The sequence below is a fragment of the Pseudomonas sp. DCB_BI genome, from assembly GCF_026240995.1.
Classification (GTDB): domain Bacteria; phylum Pseudomonadota; class Gammaproteobacteria; order Pseudomonadales; family Pseudomonadaceae; genus Aquipseudomonas.
The window spans coordinates 11,634-28,261 of the sequence record NZ_JAPFCG010000015.1; the positions used below are offsets into that span (position 1 = coordinate 11,634).

Sequence of the window (16,628 nt, forward strand, 5' to 3'; positions counted from 1 at the left end):
ATGGCGCGACACTAGGTAAGCCCTACCCGCTTGTCAAACGATCCGACCGACGACCGGCATGATCGGCCAGGCAAGCCATACTTGGGCCATGACTTGCGCGAGGTAGTTCATGGCCATTCATTGCGAGGTACTCACCGGCGCCGATGGCGCCCGCATCGGCATCGCGACCCTGGATGCACCCAAGGCGCTCAATGCCCTGAACCTGCCGATGATCGAGGTGTTGGGCGAGCAACTGCACAGCTGGGCCCGCGACCCCGGCATCGTCTGCGTACTGCTGCGCGGCAACGGGGCCAAGGCCTTTTGTGCAGGGGGTGATGTGCGCGCCCTGGTGCAGGCCTGCCGCGACCACCCCGGCAGCGTGCCACCGCTGGCGGCTACCTTCTTCGCTGCCGAATACCGCCTGGATCATGCCCTGCACACCTACCCCAAGCCGCTGCTGTGCTGGGGCCACGGGCATGTACTGGGCGGTGGCATGGGCCTGCTGCAGGGCGCCAATGTGCGCATCGTCACCCCCAGCAGTCGATTGGCCATGCCGGAAATCAGCATCGGCCTTTATCCCGACGTAGGCGCCAGCTGGTTCCTGGCCCGGCTACCGGGCAAGCTTGGGCTGTTCCTCGGCCTGACCGGTGCACCGATCAATGCCCGCGACGCCCTTGACCTGGGCCTGGCAGACCGCTTTCTGGGTGAATACCAGCAGGAAGCACTGATCGAGGAACTGCTGCAACTTAACTGGCAGGAACAGACCGCCCTGCAACTGAACAGCCTGCTCAAGGCCGAACAGCATCGTGCCTGGGCCGAGTTGCCGGCAGCCCAGTGGCTGCCGCGCCGACAAATAATCGACTCATTGCTCGATGTGGCCGATGCAGCAGCGGCGTGGCGCGCACTGGAAGCGCTCAAGCAGCATGACGATCCGCTGCTGGCGGAGGCCGGCCAGCGGCTGCATGAGGGTTGCCCGCTCACGGCGCACCTGGTGTGGGAGCAGATCCGCCGAGCGCGCCATTTGTCATTGGCGCAGGTGTTCCAGATGGAATACAGCATGAGCTTGAACTGCTGCCGCCACCCGGAGTTCAGCGAAGGCGTGCGCGCCCGCTTGCTGGACAAGGACAACCGGCCGCGCTGGCATTGGCCGGATGTGGCGCAGGTGCCGGCAGCGGTGGTTGAAGCGCACTTTGCCAAGGCGTGGGAGGGGCGGCATCCGCTGGCGGACATGGGGTGAAGTTGGCCAAAAAGGGGCGCGGAGCGCGCCCCTTCATTCACCTAGCGCTGCCAGTTGCCACCTCGCCCCTGGCCACGCCGCCCGTCCCAGCGCCCGTCACCATTGCGCTGCCCATTGGAATGCCACTGGCCATGCTGGTACCGCTGGCTGCCGTCGCGATAATCGTGCCGGTCCCGGCCACCCCGGTAGTCATTGCGCTGGCGGTTACCGTAGTCGTTGCGCGGGTTACCGTGCCACTGGTTGATTCCCGGCTGCGGATGCGAGCGGTAATAAGGCGCCGGCGCCGAACGGTAATAGCGCGGCGCCGGCTGATAGTAATAACGCGGTTGTGGCGCCACGTAATAACGGTCATAGCGGTAATAACCCGGCGCGACATAGCGGTCGGTGGAGTAATAGTCCGAACGGTAATAGCCCCCGCTCTCGTAATAGGGAGCGCAGGCGGCAGTCATCAGCCCCAACAGGGCTATCAACAGGATTCGATAGGACATGGCGGCCTCCTGGACCGCTGGAGTGCCCGAACAGCGGCGCTGGCGAGCGTCGACGCGAAACGCGTTCATCGACACTGAATAAGACAGTCCCGCCGGGGTGCAGTGCCATTTACGCAACAAATTGATACAGGTGCGATGGCCCCGAAAAACTTGCAGTCATTTCCCGGTCATCTCACTAGAATGAGCGGCTTGGCACATATCATGGGAAGATCATGCCCTCACGTTCCGCTCTGTTCTCGCAGCGCTCGCTGATCCTTACCCTGTTGCTGCTGTTGGCCTGCGGCTTCCTGGCCACGTCACTGCTCAGCTACTTCGCTTCGCGCAGCGCCATCCGCGACGGCATCATCAATACCGAACTGCCGCTGACCTCCGACACGGTCTATTCGGAAATCCAGAAGGACCTGATCCGCCCGGTGCTGATCGCCTCGATGATGGCCCAGGACACCTTCCTGCGCGACTGGGTGTTGTCCGGTGAACAGGATACCGCGCGCATGACCCGCTACCTGGGCGAGGTCATGGGCAAGCAGGACACCTTTACCTCGTTTTTCGTCTCTGACCGTACCCTCACCTATTACCAGGCCAAGGGTGTGCTCAAGCAGGTCGAACCTGGTAACTGGCGCGATGTCTGGTACTTCCGCCTGCGTGATCTCAAGGCGCCCTATGAAATCAACGTTGACCTGGACATGGCCAACCATGACAGCCTCACTGTATTCATCAACTACCAGGTGCATGACTACCAGCACCGCTTCATCGGCGCCGCCGGGGTCGGGCTCAGCGTATCCTCGGTGGTCAAGCTGATCGACCAGTACCAACGCCGCTACCAGCGCTCGGTGCTGTTCACCGATGCCAACGGCAAGGTCATGCTGACCGGTTCCGAAGGTGGCCCGCACGGGTTGAGGGTGGGCCAGGCGCTCAGCGACAACGCCGAACTGAATGCCCTGCTGACCGAGCAGCCGGTGCCCGGCGAAGGCAGCCACGAGTACCGTGACAGCGACAACCGCAGCCACTTCCTCAATGTGCGCCAACTGCCCGAGCTGAACTGGTACCTGCTGGTGGACAAGCGTGAAACCGGCGCCCTCGACCGCATCCGCCACTCCCTGTACCTGAACCTTGCGATCTGCGCGATGATCACCTTGGTGGTGCTGGCGCTGGTGCATGCCATGGTCCGCCGCCACCAGGCCGCCACCGAAGCCCTGGCAACCCTCGACAGCCTGACTGGCCTGCCCAACCGGCGCAGCTTCGACCTGCTCGCCGCACAGGCCCTGCTCGAGGCCCAGCGCGACAGCGGCCCGCTGGTGGCCTTGCTGATCGACCTGGACCACTTCAAGGCACTCAACGACACCCACGGCCACCTGGCAGGCGACGAAGTGCTGCGCCAATTCGCCAATGTGCTGCAAGGCAGCCTGCGCCAGTCAGATATACTGTGCCGCTGGGGCGGTGAGGAATTCATCGTGCTGCTGCGTGAAGCCGAAGGGCGGCAGGCCATCGAGGTGGCGGAAAAGATTCGTCGGCGCACCGAACAGCTGACCTTCAGTTACGACGACAGGCCGCTGCGCCTGACCACCAGCATTGGCCTTAGCAGCCTGCAACCCGGGGATACCCTGCACGCCCTGCTAACCCGCGCCGACCGCGCGCTTTATCGTGCCAAGCAGGCCGGTCGCAACCGTGTCTGCAGTGAAACCCGCCATGACTGACCAGCAACACTGCCCCGCTTGCGGAGCACTTAACCAATGCAACCTGGCCGACCCACGTCGCGCCACCCAGGCCTGCTGGTGCTATAGCGTCAGCATTGACCCGGCCGTGCTCCAGGCCCTGCCTGCCGAACTGCGCGACAAGGCTTGCCTGTGCCCGCGCTGCGCCGCGGTTGAAGACCAACTCCGCCCGTCCCCCAGCCACTGACCATTTCAATGCGCCTCGACCGTTTCCTCGCCAACCTCCCCAGCCACAATCGCCAGCAAGCCCGTTTGATGCTGGCGCAGCGCCGTGTGCGGGTGGATGGCCAAGTGGTCAGCGACCCACTGACCGAAGTGCGCGAATTCAGCCGTATCGAACTGGACGACCAGCTGTTGCAGCTCGGCCGCCCGGCCCGCTACCTGATGCTGCACAAGCCGGCAGGCTGCGTCAGCGCCACCCATGACCTGCAACACCGTACCGTGCTCGACTTGCTGCCGGCGGCGTTACGTGATGATCTGCACATCGCCGGGCGCCTGGACTTCAACACGACCGGCCTGATGATCCTGACCAACGATGGGCAGTGGTCGCGGCGCCTGACCCAGCCGGCCACCAAGCTGCCCAAGCATTACCTGGTCGAGACCGAGGACGAGATTGGCGAGCACTATGTCGCCAGCTTCCGTGAAGGGTTCTACTTCGCGTTTGAGGGGCTCACCACCCAACCCGCCCAGCTGGATATTCTTGGCCCGCGTCAGGCGCGGCTGGCGATCGTCGAGGGCCGTTACCATCAGGTCAAACGCATGTTCGGGCATTTCAACAACAAGGTCGTGCGGTTGCATCGCGAAAGCATGGGGGCGATCCGGCTCGACCCTGCGTTGGTGCCTGGGGCTTTTCGCGAACTTACAGTTGGCGAAATAGCGACTGTCTAGGTCCGCGAACGGGCCGGAACAGACTGCACGCGCTCGTCGTACGACCGCTCAGCGACAAAAGTCACATTTTCCCCCGAACGGCACTTGCGGGATCCGCGACCCACTGCTTGAATCCAAATCGTCAGTCCGCATGTGACCGCGAAGTCACAGTCACGGATCTGCACACTTTTTGCCGGCCACCCAGGGCCTTGATGCCTTGGGGCACGGCGAATTGCCCGCCAAAAACAATACCGTCGACGCACGTGCCAAGGATCGACACAGGGCCCCCCGGTTACTCTTCAGGCGAATGCCTACCTGTCATAAAGAACGTGCACCCTAGGTGACGCGAATGCCCTTTTTGCGCCAGGAGTCGATGACATGAGGCCAGAAATCGCTGTACTTGATATCCAAGGTCAGTATCGGGTTTACACGGAGTTCTATCGCGCGGATGCGGCCGAGAATACGATCATCCTGATCAACGGCTCGCTGGCCACCACCGCCTCGTTCGCCCAAACGGTACGTAACCTGCACCCGCAGTTCAACGTTGTACTGTTCGACCAGCCCTATGCGGGCAAATCCAAACCGCACAACCGCCAGGAAAGGCTGATCAGCAAGGAAACCGAGGCGCATATCCTCCTCGAGCTGATCGAGCACTTCCGGGCCGACCACGTGTTGTCGTTCTCGTGGGGTGGTGCAAGCACACTGCTGGCGCTGGCGCACCAGCCCAAGTGCGTGAAGAAAGCCGTGGTGAGTTCGTTCTCGCCGGTGATCAACGAACCCATGCGCGACTACCTGGATCGCGGTTGCCAATACCTGGCCGCATGCGATCGCTACCAGGTGGGCAACCTGGTCAACGACACCATCGGCAAGCACTTGCCATCACTGTTCAAGCGCTTCAACTACCGCCACGTCAGCAGCCTGGACAGCCACGAGTATGCGCAGATGCTCTTCCACATCAACCAGGTGCTGCAACATGACCTGGAGCGGGCGCTGGAGGGTGCGCGCAATATCAACATCCCGGTGCTGTTCATCAATGGTGACCGCGATGAATACACCACGGTCGAGGACGCGCGGCAGTTCGGCAAGCATGTGGGGCGCAGTCAATTCAGCGTGATCCGCGATGCGGGCCACTTCCTGGATATGGAGAACAAGGCCGCCTGCGAGAACACCCGCAATGTCATGCTGGGGTTCCTCAAGCCGACTGTGCGTGAAACCCGTCAACGTTACCAGCCGATACAACAGGGGCAGCATGCATTGGCCATCTGAGCGCCTCGGCACTCTGTAGCTGAGACCCGCAGGTTATGGGGTGCCGACAAGCTTTTTTTATAACGTGGGCTTCTAATTCGTGGAGAGTTCTGGTAAAAAGTGACGCGCAGACGCGGGTATAGTTTAGTGGCAAAACGAAAGCTTCCCAAGCTTTAGTTGAGGGTTCGATTCCCTCTACCCGCTCCACATCGCATTTCAGCATGACGTTCCAGCAACGTCATCGCAGTCAAAAGGAGCCTTGGCTCCTTTTTTCGTTTCTCATCCCCACCTTGACCTGGCCCATGGCCATTTTCCTGCCGTTCCGCTTCAATGCGCAGCGGGTGTTTGCGCGCACAAGCGAAACAGCTTGTGGCGGGTATGCTCAATGGATTTATGAAACATTTCGAAAGGATGACGCATGTTTCTTTCCCGCTGGCTACCGGGCCTTGCCAACCTGCTGCACTACCGGCGCGAGTGGCTGCAGGCCGACCTGCAGGCCGGCCTCTCGGTCGCGGCGATCCAGATCCCCATTGCCATCGCCTATGCGCAAATCGTCGGCCTGCCGCCACAGTATGGCCTGTATGCCTGCGTTCTTCCGATGATGGTCTATGCCCTGGTCGGCAGCTCGCGCCAACTGATGGTCGGCCCCGATGCTGCCACTTGCGCGATGATCGCAGGTGCGGTGGCACCACTGGCCATGGGCGACCCGCAGCGCATCGTCGAACTGTCAGTGATCGTCACCGTGCTGGTGGGTGTGATGCTGATTGCCGCCGGCATTGCCCGTGCCGGCTTCATCGCCAGCTTCTTCTCGCGGCCAATCCTGATCGGTTACCTCAACGGCATCGGCCTGAGCCTGATCGCCGGGCAGCTGTCCAAGGTGGTAGGGTTCAAGATCGAAGGCGACGGTTTCATCCTCAGCCTGATCAATTTCTTCCAGCGCCTGGGAGAAATTCACTGGGTCACGTTGCTGATCGGCCTGGCCGCTCTGGGCCTGCTGATCTGGCTGCCGCGACGCTACCCGCGCCTGCCCGCAGCCCTCACCGTAGTGGCGCTGTTCATGCTGCTGGTCGGCCTGTTCGGCCTTGACCGCTTCGGCGTCGCCATTCTCGGCCCGGTACCTGCCGGCATCCCGCAGCTGGCCTGGCCGCACAGCAACCTGGAGGAGATGAAAAGCCTGCTGCGCGACGCCCTGGGTATTGCCACCGTCAGCTTCTGCAGCGCCATGCTGACTGCGCGCAGCTTTGCCGCCCGGCATGGCTATGCGATCAACGCCAACCACGAATTCGTTGCACTGGGCGTCAGCAACCTGGCGGCCGGGGTTTCTCAAGGCTTTGCCATCAGCGGCGCCGACTCGCGTACGGCAGTCAACGACATGGTCGGTGGCAAAAGCCAGTTGGTGGGCATCATCGCTGCGCTGGTCATCGCCCTGATCCTGCTGTTCTTCACCGCACCCATGGCGTGGATCCCACAGGCTGCACTGGGCGCAGTACTGCTGATGGCCGGCTGGGGGCTGATCGATGTCAAGTCGCTGGGGCACATCCGCCGCCTGAGCCGCTTCGAGTTCTGGCTGTGCCTGCTGACCACGGTCAGTGTGCTAGGCCTGGGCGTGCTGCCCGGTATCGTATTTGCCGTAACCCTGGCGATCCTGCGCCTGCTGTACAGCATCTACCAACCGACTGACGCCGTGCTGGGCTGGCTACCCGGTACCGAAGGCCAGGTCGATATCCGCAAGTTCAAGGACGCCCGTACCGTGCCCGGCCTGGTGGTTTACCGCTTCGACGACGCGATCCTGTTCTTCAACGCCGACTACTTCAAGATGCGCCTGCTCGAAGCGGTACAGAGCCAGGCCGAACCCAAGGCGGTGCTGTTCGATGCCGAGGCAGTGACCAGCATAGACGTCAGCGGCATGGCCGCCCTGCGCGAGGTACGCGACACCCTGGCAGCCCAGGGCATCTTCTTCGCCATCGCCCGCGCCCGCGGCACCTTCCTGCGGATGCTGGTGCGCTCAGGCATGGCGCGGGAAATGGAAGACAAACTGCTGTTTGCCTCAGTGCGGGCGGGGATTCGGGCGTACCGGGTGTGGCGTAACCGGCACCGCAGCGTGCAAGCGGCCGAACAGGGTTGAAACGGGTTTCAGTGCTACCGGCGATACGGCCAGTGCAGGCCACACAATGCGTTTGCCAGGACACCAACCCTCGCACACCTTGCATGACATGCTAAAGTCGCCCCCGTTCCCCGCTCCACCCAACGGACCCCAGCATGCCCGCACTCGACGCCACCCTCACCCCCTGGCCAGAACTCGTCGCCCGCCACCCCTGTGACGCCCTGCTGCTGGGCAACGGCGCCAGTCGCGCAGTGTGGAAGCCGTTCGGCTACTTCTCGCTGTACGAGGAAGCGCAACGCGCCGGCCGCAAGAAAGGCTTGGCCATCAGCGACCAGGCCTTGTTCAAGTCCCTGTCCACAGAGCTGTTCGAGCCGGTGCTCAGCGCCCTCAACACCACCGTGCGCACCAATGCGGCGCTGGCCATCAACTCCACCGCGCCGCTGAACCGCTATTACTCGATCAAGGAAGCGTTGATCCACGCCGTGCGCACCGTGCACCTGCCCTGGACACTGATGCCCAGTGCGACGCTGGAGGCGATCAACCAGGCCTTGCGCGGATACCGCAGCGTTTACACCAGCAATTACGACCTGCTGCTGCCATGGGCCGTGCACCACGCCCCGCACGGCTTTGCAGAGCTGTTCGACGAGCAAGGCTTCTTCGACGTACGCCGCAACAGCTGCGAAGGTATCCGCGTCATGCACCTGCATGGTGGCCTGCACTTGCTCAAGCTGCCCGACGGCACCACCCGCCAACGCAGCGCCGACAACGCCGAGTTGCTCGATGGCTTTGCGGTGAACATTCCGGGAGAGGTACCGCTGTTCGTCAACGAAGACCGCAGCGACGAAAAACTGCGCGCGATCCGCAACTCTGACTACCTGGGCTGGTGCCTGGGCCAGCTGGCACGGGAGAGCCAAGGGCTATGCCTGTTCGGGCAGCACCTGGACAGCAGCGACCAGCACCTGCTTGAAGCTATCCGCCAGGCGCAGCCAAAGCATCTGTCGATCGCCATAAGGCCATTGAGCGAGGCCTCGGTGATCAACCAGAAGCAACATCATCTTGACCGGTTTGGGGATCTTGCGGGGACGCAGGTGCATTTCTTTGATGCCAGCACGCATCCGTTGGGGATGGCAAATCTGGCGATCGAGCAACCCGCAGCGCGACGCTAGATTACCCCCGCAGGCCTGCTGGTGGTTGCCGTCAGAGCAACCCATCCGCCCGCAACAGCGTCTCCAGGCAATGCTCCTGCACCCCATAGAACGCCTTGAGCTGGGCAATCTTCTCCATCAACGCGCTGTTATCCGCCGGCTGCCGCCGCTTCACCGCAAGAATCATCTTGTTCTTGTTGGTGTGCTCCAGCGAGATGAACTCGAACACCTTGGTCTCGTAACCGCAGGCTTCCAGGTACAGCGCGCGCAGGCTGTCGGTCAGCATTTCGGCCTGCTGGCCCAGGTGCAGGCCGTACTGCAGCATAGGCTGTAGCAGGCCTGGGCTGTGCAGTTGCGGGCGGATCTGTTTGTGGCAGCACGGCGAGCACATGATGATCGCGGCGTTGCAGCGGATGCCGGTGTGGATGGCGTAGTCGGTGGCGATATCACACGCATGCAAGGCGATCATCACCTCGATGGCCTCAGGCACCACGCTGCGCACGTCACCACACTGGAACGCCAGGCCAGGGTGCTCGAGGCGTGCGGCAGCGCTGTTGCACAGGTCGACCATGTCCTGGCGCAGTTCCACACCCGTCACCTGTGCGTCGCGGCCCAGGCTGTTGCGCAGGTAATCGTGCATGGCGAAGGTCAGGTAGCCCTTGCCCGAGCCGAAGTCGGCCACCCGCAGTGCCTGCTCGGCCGGCACCGGGGCACTGGCCAAGGCGTGGTCGAAGACCTCGATGAACTTGTTGATCTGCTTCCATTTACGCGACATCGACGGAATCAGCGCGCCTTGGGCATCGGTTACACCCAGGTCTCGCAAAAACGGGCGCGACAACTCCAGGTATCGCTTCTTCTCACGGTCATGGCCGCTGCTCGCAGTGACCTCACGCGGTGCCTGTGCGCCATGACGCTGCAGCATCGGTTTGCCCTTCTTGCTGAAGGTCAGTTGCACTTCGCCGTCAGCATCGAACAGATGAGCGTTGCGGAAGCTGTCTGGCAGCAGCTCGGCAACCAGCGCCTGGGCCTGGTCCAGTGGCAGGTTTCGAGTGATGTCACGGGTCTGGTGGCGGTACACCAGCGATAGGCACGGCTGGCCCTTGACCTGCAGCGGCTTGGCAATGATCCGTTGCAAGGTCTGGTCGGCACCGACATGGCGCGCCAGCACCAGTTTGACCAGGGTATCGCCGTGCAGGGCGGCGTAAAGCAGGTCGAGAAACTGAGCGCGCGCATCCGGCGCGGAGGGGGCGGAAGTACTGGCGGACATGGAGAAACGGTGCCTCGAATAGCGGGAAGCGCATTCTACAGTGCGCCGGTTGACCTGTGGGCGCCGGATGTTCATGGCTTGCCAGAGGTGGGGGCGCTGATACCGAGCGCCCAGGCGCAGAAGATGTGGTGACAAACCCGCCACCACCAGCCCCTCAATCGAGAATTACCAGCCGGTTAGGCAGTTCGTTACGCGCATGAGTAGCCGGCACATGCTCACTGAGCAGCTCACCGCAGGCCTCGATGCACTCGACAAAGCCCTGCAAGGTCCGGCCCTGGCGCACCTGCTCGGCAAAGCGGGCACCGATGGTCGCGCGGGCTTCAGCATCCAGGCAGTGTTCGATACCCCGATCGACCAGTATCTCCACATGCCGCTCCGCTTCACTGACGAAAATCAGCACACCCGTGGCGCCTGCGGTGCGCTGCAGGTTCTGCTCGCGGAATTGCTGGCGCGCCAGGCGTGAGGCACGCCAGCGGCGCAAGGCACGGGGGATCAGCCTGTCGGCCAGGCGCGGGTTACGCAGCAGCAGGCACAGGCCGACGAACAGCAGCACGTTGCCCATCAGCACCCCACGCACGCTGGGCCAAGCCAGCAGCCAGTGCAACAGCCCCGGTACGGCCAGTGCCAGCACGGCGGCCCAGAGCAACGGCCAATAGGCATAATCGTCGGCACGGCGGGCCAGCACCGTCACCAGTTCGGCATCGGTGCACCGCTCGGCACGGGCAATGGCTTCGGCAATCTGCCGCTGATGGTATTCGTCGAAAGGGGTCATGCCGTCGGTCTCTTGAACGTTCTTATAGTTGTTGTCCCGGCATACGGGGCTTCGTCCGCGGGGGACATATTCAGGCATAATCCGCCGCTGGAAGAATCGCCTGCGAATCGTACAACAATAGCCGCCTGAAAACTTCGGCCGCGCGCGTATCACCGTGGATACGGCACAGGCCCCAAAACGGAATTGATGATGAAACTGTCCTTGCTGGGCCTGGCCATGGGCCTTGCCAGTCAGGCGGCCCTTGCCGCCCCCTCCGCTCCGCCCCTGCAAGACAAGCAGGCATTCATCGACCATCTGATCAGCCAGATGACCGAAGCCGAGAAAATAGGTCAATTGCGCCTGATCAGCATCGGCCCGGAAATGCCCCACGAAAAGATCCGTGAAGAAATCGCAGCCGGGCGCATTGGCGGTACCTTCAACTCGCGCACCGCGCCGGAAAACCGGCCAATGCAGGATGCGGCCATGCGCAGCCGCCTCAAGATCCCGATGTTTTTCGCCTACGACACCATCCACGGCGAACGCACGATCTTCCCGATTGGCCTGGGCATGGCCGCCACCTGGGACATGGACGCCGTGGCCAAGGTCGGTCGCACCGCCGCCATCGAAGCCTCGGCCGACGCCCTCGACATGACCTTCGCCCCCATGGTGGATATCGCCCGCGACCCACGCTGGGGCCGCACCAGTGAAGGCTTCGGCGAGGATACCTACCTGACCTCGAAAATCGGCCAGGTAATGGTGCGTTCGTTCCAGGGCAGCAGCCCGGCAAACCCCGACAGCATCATGGCCATCGTCAAGCACTTCGCCCTGTACGGCGCGGTGGAGGGCGGGCGCGACTACAACACGGTCGATATGAGCCTGCCAAAAATGTACAACGACTACCTGCCGCCCTATCGCGCCGCGCTCGATGCCGGTGCCGGCGGGGTGATGGTGGCGCTGAACTCGATCAACGGCGTGCCGGCCACCTCCAACACCTGGCTGATGAACGACCTGCTGCGCAAGGAGTGGGGCTTCAAGGGCGTGACCATCAGCGACCACGGTGCCATCCAGGAGCTGATCCGCCATGGCGTCGCCCGCGATGGCCGCGAAGCGGCCAAGCTGGCGATCAAGGCCGGCATCGACATGAGCATGAACGACACCCTGTACGGCGAAGAACTGCCGGGCCTGCTGAAGTCCGGCGAGGTGACCCAGGGTGAGCTGGACCAGGCCGTCCGCGAAGTGCTCGGTGCGAAGTACGACATGGGCCTGTTCAAGGACCCGTACGTGCGCATCGGCAAGGCCGAAACCGACCTGAAGGACTACTACGGCAACGACCGCCTGCACCGCGAGGCCGCACGGGATGTGGCGCGTCGCAGCCTGGTGCTGCTGGAAAACCACAGCCAGACCCTGCCGCTGAAAAAGGCCGGCACCATCGCCCTGGTCGGCCCGCTGGCGGATGCCCCGATCGACATGATGGGCAGCTGGGCTGCCGACGGTAAGCCAGTGCATTCGGTAACCGTGCGCGAAGGCCTGCGCCGCGCTGTGGAAGGCAAGGCCAAACTGGTCTATGCCAAAGGCTCCAATGTCACCGGCGACAAAGCCATTCTCGATTACCTGAACTTCCTCAACTTCGACGCCCCGGAAATCGTCGACGACCCACGCCCTGCAGCCGTGCTGATCGACGAAGCGGTCAAGGCAGCGAAGCAGTCCGACGTGGTAGTGGCAGTGGTTGGCGAGTCGCGCGGCATGTCCCACGAGTCGTCGAGCCGCACCACCCTGGAGATTCCGGCCAGCCAGCGCGAGCTGATCAAGGCGCTGAAGGCCACCGGCAAACCGCTGGTGCTGGTGCTGATGAACGGCCGACCGTTGTCGATCGCCTGGGAGCGTGAACAGGCCGATGCCATCCTCGAAACCTGGTTCGCCGGCACCGAAGGCGGCAATGCGATTGCCGACGTGCTGTTCGGTGACTACAACCCGTCTGGCAAGCTGGCCATCACCTTCCCGCGCTCGGTCGGGCAAATCCCGATGTACTACAACCACACCCGCATCGGCCGGCCGTTCACGCCAGGCAAGCCGGGCAACTACACCTCGCAGTACTTCGAAGAGCCCAACGGCCCGCTGTACCCGTTCGGCTACGGCCTGAGCTACAGCAGCTTCGAGCTGTCGGGCCTGGCCCTATCGAGCAAGGACCTCAAACGCGGCGGTACGCTGGAAGCCAAGGTCACAGTGAAGAACACCGGAAAAGTGGCAGGCGAGACCGTGGTGCAGCTGTACCTGCAGGATGTGTCAGCGTCGATGAGCCGCCCGGTGAAGGAACTGAAGAACTTCCAGAAACTGATGCTCAAGCCGGGTGAGACGCGCACCTTGGCCTTCCGTATCAGCGAGGAAGACCTGAAGTTCTACAATGGCCAGCTGCAGCGAGTTGCCGAGCCAGGTGAGTTCAATGTCCAGGTTGGGCTCGACTCCCAGGCGGTGCAGCAGCAGAGCTTTGAATTGCTGTAAGTAGTCTGTACCCAGTACCTGCCTTATCGCCGGCAAGCCAGCCCCCAATGGGCCGTCACAGTCTGATGGACCTGTGCAACCTGTTGGGGGCTGGCTTGCCGGCGATAGGGCCCTGACAGGCACACCACTTTCGGATCCGCCCCATGCCCTTTTCCGTTCGCGCCCTGCGTCTGGGGCTGATCACCCTGCTCATTCTGCTGGGCACCGCCCTCAGTGCCGGCTGGGCCATGCACCAAGCCAAGCGCCAGGCCATGGAAGACGACGCCAAGCGTGCCAATCAGCAACTGGGCCTTTATGCCAACACCCTGCACACCCTGATCGACCGCTACCGTGCCCTGCCCGCCGTACTGGCACTGGACCCGGAACTGATCGCCGCCCTGCGCGGCCCGGTCAGCGAGCCGGTGCAGGACGCCCTGAACCGCAAGCTTGAACGCATCAACGGCGCGGCAAACTCCTCCACCCTCGAACTGCTTGACCGCACCGGCCTGGCCATCGCCGCCAGCAACTGGCGGCTACCTAGCAGCTACGTCGGCTCCAACTACGGCTTTCGCCCCTACTTCAAGCAAACCCGCAGCCAAGGCAGTGGCCGCTTCTACGCCGTTGGCGTGACCAGTGGCGTGCCAGGCTACTTCCTCGCCAGCGCAGTAAACGACGAGCATGGCCGTTTCCTCGGTGCCATGGTGGTAAAGCTGGAGTTCCCCGAACTGGAACGCGAATGGCGCCAAGGCAGCGATATCCTGCTGGTCAGCGATGCACGCGGCATCACCTTCATCGCCAACCAGGACGGCTGGCGCTACCGCGAATTGCAGCCACTCAGCGGCGCCGACCGTGCCGAGCTGGCCGAAACCCGACAGTACGACAAGCAACCGCTGGTGCCGCTGCAGCATCAGGTCCTCACCCGCTTTGCCGCCAACAGCACCCTGAGCCGTGTGCAGGGGCCGGAAGGCAGTGCCGAGTACCTGTGGGAAAGCCTGCCGCTGGAAGGCGAGAACTGGACCTTGCACCTGCTGCGTAAACCGCAGGTCGCCGCAGACGGCCGCAATGCCGCCCTTGGCGCCGCCGCCGTGTGGCTGAGCCTGGTGTTCGCCGGGCTGTTCGTCAGCCAGCGCCTGCGCCTGGCCCGCCTGCGCCAGCGCAGCCGGCAAGAGCTCAAGCGCCAGGTCGAGGAGCGCACCCGCGAGCTGCGCACCGCCCAGGAGGGCCTGGTGCAATCGGCCAAGCTGGCCGCCCTGGGGCAAATGTCGGCGGCCATGGCCCACGAAATCAACCAGCCACTGACCACCCAGCGCATGCAGCTGGAAACCCTGCGGCTGCTGCTCGACCATGGCCGTCATGACGAAGCGCGCCAAGCCCTTGAGCCGCTGGAGCAGATGCTCACACGCATGGCCGCACTCACCAGCCACCTGAAGACCTTCGCCCGCAACAGCCCGGTGGGCCTGCGCGAGCGCCTCGACCTGGCCACCGTAGTTGACCAGGCCCTGCACTTGCTGGAAGCACGCATCCGCAGCGAACAGGTGGAGGTAGCCCAGTACCTGGCACGCCCGGCTTGGGTGCGCGGCGATGCCATTCGCCTGGAACAGGTACTGATCAACCTGCTGCACAATGCCCTCGACGCCATGGCCGACAAGCGCTACAAACGCTTGGAGATTCGTATCGAGCCTGACGGCGAGCTGTGGCGCCTGAGCGTGCTCGACTCGGGTGGCGGTATTGCCGAAGCCGACCTGGCCAAGGTCTTTGACCCGTTCTTCACCACCAAGCCGGTGGGCGAAGGACTGGGCCTGGGCCTGGCGATTTCCTATGGCATCGTCCATGAGGCCGGCGGCCAGCTGCAGGCCGAAAACCTGCCCGGTGGTGCACGCCTGAGCCTTACCCTGCCCCGAGACCTGGAGCCTGTATGTTGAATTCAGTGATCGTCGTCGATGATGAAGCCAGTATCCGCACGGCGGTGGAGCAATGGCTAAGCCTGTCCGGTTTCAGCGTGCAGCTATTCCCCCGCGCCGAAGACTGCCTGGCCCAGCTGCCGAAACACTTCCCCGGGGTGATCATCAGCGATGTGCGCATGCCGGGCATGGATGGCCTGCAGTTGCTCGAGCGGTTGCAGGCGGACGACCCAGACCTGCCGGTGATCCTGCTGACCGGCCACGGTGATGTGCCGATGGCGGTTGAGGCCATGCGCAACGGGGCCTATGACTTCCTCGAAAAGCCCTTCACCCCGCAACACTTGCTGGGCAGCCTGCGCCGGGCACTGGAAAAACGCCAGCTGGTGCTGGAAAACCGCCGCTTGCACGAGCAGGCCGACCTCAAGTCACGCCTGGAGGGCACGCTGCTCGGCATGTCCCAGGGCCTGCAACAGCTGCGTCGCCAAGTACTGGACCTGGCCAGCCTGCCGGTCAATGTGCTGATCCGTGGCGAGACTGGCAGCGGCAAAGAGCGGGTGGCGCGGTGCCTGCACGATTTTGGCCCGCGCGCGGCCAGGCCGTTCGTTGCCCTCAACTGCGCGGCCATCCCCGAAGCGCTGTTCGAAGCCGAACTGTTCGGCCATGAGAGCGGCGCCTTTACCGGTGCCCAGGGCAAACGCATCGGCAAACTGGAGTACGCCAACGGTGGCACGGTGTTTCTCGATGAGATCGAAAGCATGCCACTGGTCCAGCAGGCCAAGCTGCTGCGGGTAATCCAGGAACAGAAGCTTGAGCGTCTGGGGGCCAATCAAAGTATCAACGTCGATTTGCGCATCATTGCCGCGACCAAGCCTGACTTGCTTGAAGAGGCCCGCGCCGGGCGCTTCCGCGAAGACCTGGCCTACCGCCTGAACGTAGCCGAACTGCGCTTGGCCCCGTTGCGCGAACGGCGTGAAGACATTCCGCTGCTGTTTGAGCATTTCGCCCGGGTCGCTACCGAAAAGCTTGGCCGTGTTGCCCCACCGCTGTCGGGTGCACAACTGGCGCAACTGCTGTCGCACGACTGGCCGGGCAATGTGCGCGAGCTGGCCAATGCGGCGGAGCGGCATGCCTTGGGGCTGGGCTCGCCGAATATCGAGGTGGCACCGGCCGGGCAGTCGCTGGGCGAGCAGATGGAAGCGTTCGAGGCACAATGCCTGCGCGCAGCGTTACGCCAGCACGGCGGGGCCATCAGTGCGGTGATGGAGGCGTTGCAGCTGCCGCGGCGCACGCTGAACGAAAAGATGCAGCGCCATGGGTTGGTACGTGAGGATTTTGTGGAACGGTAATGAGCGGATTTCCGCTTATCAAAAATTCCCGATAAGCAGAAATCCGCTTGCCCAGAGGGGGTTTTCGGGGCTGCGCTGCAGTCCTTCGCCGGCAGGCCCGCTGCCACC

13 protein-coding genes and 1 tRNA gene are annotated in these 16,628 nt (G+C 63.2%); 11 read left to right on the plus strand and 3 right to left on the minus strand.

Annotated elements, in window-relative coordinates; translation table 11 throughout:
- Window positions 1-109 precede the first annotated feature (109 nt).
- Window positions 110-1,216 carry an enoyl-CoA hydratase/isomerase family protein gene (locus tag OO258_RS16985; protein WP_266031778.1) on the plus strand — a complete coding sequence of 369 codons (1,107 nt, stop codon included), beginning with the start codon at window positions 110-112 and terminating at the stop codon, window positions 1,214-1,216.
- Between the two features lie 41 nt (window positions 1,217-1,257).
- On the opposite strand, the gene OO258_RS16990 is transcribed toward OO258_RS16985, so the two are convergent.
- Window positions 1,258-1,704: a hypothetical protein gene (locus OO258_RS16990; protein WP_266031780.1), complete on the minus strand. Its 447-nt coding sequence runs from the start codon at window positions 1,702-1,704 to the stop codon at window positions 1,258-1,260.
- Between the two features lie 212 nt (window positions 1,705-1,916).
- Here OO258_RS16990 and OO258_RS16995 point away from each other — a divergent pair, with 212 nt between their 5' ends.
- The 7 genes from OO258_RS16995 to OO258_RS17025 all read left to right on the plus strand — a co-directional run bounded on the left by OO258_RS16995 (window position 1,917) and on the right by OO258_RS17025 (window position 8,798).
- Complete coding sequence (locus OO258_RS16995; protein WP_266031782.1) at window positions 1,917-3,398, plus strand: sensor domain-containing diguanylate cyclase; 1,482 nt, start codon at window positions 1,917-1,919, stop codon at window positions 3,396-3,398.
- Window positions 3,391-3,603, plus strand: a complete 213-nt coding sequence (locus OO258_RS17000) for a cysteine-rich CWC family protein (protein WP_266031784.1) — start codon at window positions 3,391-3,393, stop codon at window positions 3,601-3,603. Before OO258_RS16995 ends, OO258_RS17000 begins: the two co-directional genes overlap by 8 nt.
- An 8-nt stretch (window positions 3,604-3,611) precedes the next feature.
- Window positions 3,612-4,304 carry a pseudouridine synthase gene (locus OO258_RS17005; RefSeq protein ID WP_266031786.1) on the plus strand — a complete coding sequence of 231 codons (693 nt, stop codon included), beginning with the start codon at window positions 3,612-3,614 and terminating at the stop codon, window positions 4,302-4,304.
- Between the two features lie 357 nt (window positions 4,305-4,661).
- The gene (gene phaG, locus OO258_RS17010) at window positions 4,662-5,549 is read left to right on the plus strand and encodes a (R)-3-hydroxydecanoyl-ACP:CoA transacylase (RefSeq protein WP_266031787.1); all 888 of its coding nucleotides are present in this window, start codon (window positions 4,662-4,664) and stop codon (window positions 5,547-5,549) included.
- Between the two features lie 112 nt (window positions 5,550-5,661).
- Window positions 5,662-5,735: transfer RNA gene (locus OO258_RS17015), tRNA-Gly, on the plus strand.
- A gap of 211 nt (window positions 5,736-5,946) precedes the next feature.
- Window positions 5,947-7,653 carry a SulP family inorganic anion transporter gene (locus tag OO258_RS17020; RefSeq protein ID WP_110742698.1) on the plus strand — a complete coding sequence of 569 codons (1,707 nt, stop codon included), beginning with the start codon at window positions 5,947-5,949 and terminating at the stop codon, window positions 7,651-7,653.
- Window positions 7,654-7,787: 134 nt separating this feature from the next.
- Window positions 7,788-8,798: a DUF4917 family protein gene (locus OO258_RS17025; protein WP_266031789.1), complete on the plus strand. Its 1,011-nt coding sequence runs from the start codon at window positions 7,788-7,790 to the stop codon at window positions 8,796-8,798.
- Window positions 8,799-8,829: 31 nt separating this feature from the next.
- On the opposite strand, the gene OO258_RS17030 is transcribed toward OO258_RS17025, so the two are convergent.
- Together OO258_RS17030 and OO258_RS17035 are read right to left on the minus strand one after the other, a co-directional pair.
- Window positions 8,830-10,044 (minus strand): class I SAM-dependent methyltransferase, encoded by a 1,215-nt coding sequence (locus OO258_RS17030; protein WP_266031791.1) that lies wholly within the window; start codon window positions 10,042-10,044, stop codon window positions 8,830-8,832.
- A gap of 154 nt (window positions 10,045-10,198) precedes the next feature.
- Window positions 10,199-10,816, minus strand: coding sequence for a TPM domain-containing protein (locus OO258_RS17035; protein ID WP_266031793.1), 618 nt, complete (start codon window positions 10,814-10,816; stop codon window positions 10,199-10,201).
- A 186-nt stretch (window positions 10,817-11,002) separates the two neighbouring features.
- On the opposite strand from OO258_RS17035, the gene bglX reads away from it, so the two are divergent.
- From bglX to OO258_RS17050, 3 genes are all read left to right on the plus strand, one after another.
- Entirely contained in the window at window positions 11,003-13,294 is a 2,292-nt protein-coding gene (gene bglX, locus OO258_RS17040) for a beta-glucosidase BglX (RefSeq protein ID WP_266031795.1), read from the plus strand.
- Between the two features lie 143 nt (window positions 13,295-13,437).
- On the plus strand, window positions 13,438-15,195 hold the full coding sequence (locus OO258_RS17045) for a sensor histidine kinase (RefSeq protein ID WP_266031797.1): 1,758 nt from the start codon (window positions 13,438-13,440) through the stop codon (window positions 15,193-15,195).
- Window positions 15,189-16,520, plus strand: a complete 1,332-nt coding sequence (locus OO258_RS17050; protein WP_266031799.1) for a sigma-54-dependent transcriptional regulator — start codon at window positions 15,189-15,191, stop codon at window positions 16,518-16,520. Before OO258_RS17045 ends, OO258_RS17050 begins: the two co-directional genes overlap by 7 nt.
- Window positions 16,521-16,628 lie beyond the last annotated feature (108 nt).

Bases quoted from the DNA above. Each gene is read 5' to 3' on its own strand.
- OO258_RS16985 (WP_266031778.1), top strand. From the start codon at position 110: ATGGCCATTCATTGCGAGGTACTCACCGGCGCCGATGGCGCCCGCATC.
- OO258_RS16990 (WP_266031780.1), bottom strand. From the start codon at position 1,704: ATGTCCTATCGAATCCTGTTGATAGCCCTGTTGGGGCTGATGACTGCC.
- OO258_RS16995 (WP_266031782.1), top strand. From the start codon at position 1,917: ATGCCCTCACGTTCCGCTCTGTTCTCGCAGCGCTCGCTGATCCTTACC.
- OO258_RS17000 (WP_266031784.1), top strand. From the start codon at position 3,391: ATGACTGACCAGCAACACTGCCCCGCTTGCGGAGCACTTAACCAATGC.
- OO258_RS17005 (WP_266031786.1), top strand. From the start codon at position 3,612: ATGCGCCTCGACCGTTTCCTCGCCAACCTCCCCAGCCACAATCGCCAG.
- phaG (WP_266031787.1), top strand. From the start codon at position 4,662: ATGAGGCCAGAAATCGCTGTACTTGATATCCAAGGTCAGTATCGGGTT.
- OO258_RS17020 (WP_110742698.1), top strand. From the start codon at position 5,947: ATGTTTCTTTCCCGCTGGCTACCGGGCCTTGCCAACCTGCTGCACTAC.
- OO258_RS17025 (WP_266031789.1), top strand. From the start codon at position 7,788: ATGCCCGCACTCGACGCCACCCTCACCCCCTGGCCAGAACTCGTCGCC.
- OO258_RS17030 (WP_266031791.1), bottom strand. From the start codon at position 10,044: ATGTCCGCCAGTACTTCCGCCCCCTCCGCGCCGGATGCGCGCGCTCAG.
- OO258_RS17035 (WP_266031793.1), bottom strand. From the start codon at position 10,816: ATGACCCCTTTCGACGAATACCATCAGCGGCAGATTGCCGAAGCCATT.
- bglX (WP_266031795.1), top strand. From the start codon at position 11,003: ATGATGAAACTGTCCTTGCTGGGCCTGGCCATGGGCCTTGCCAGTCAG.
- OO258_RS17045 (WP_266031797.1), top strand. From the start codon at position 13,438: ATGCCCTTTTCCGTTCGCGCCCTGCGTCTGGGGCTGATCACCCTGCTC.
- OO258_RS17050 (WP_266031799.1), top strand. From the start codon at position 15,189: ATGTTGAATTCAGTGATCGTCGTCGATGATGAAGCCAGTATCCGCACG.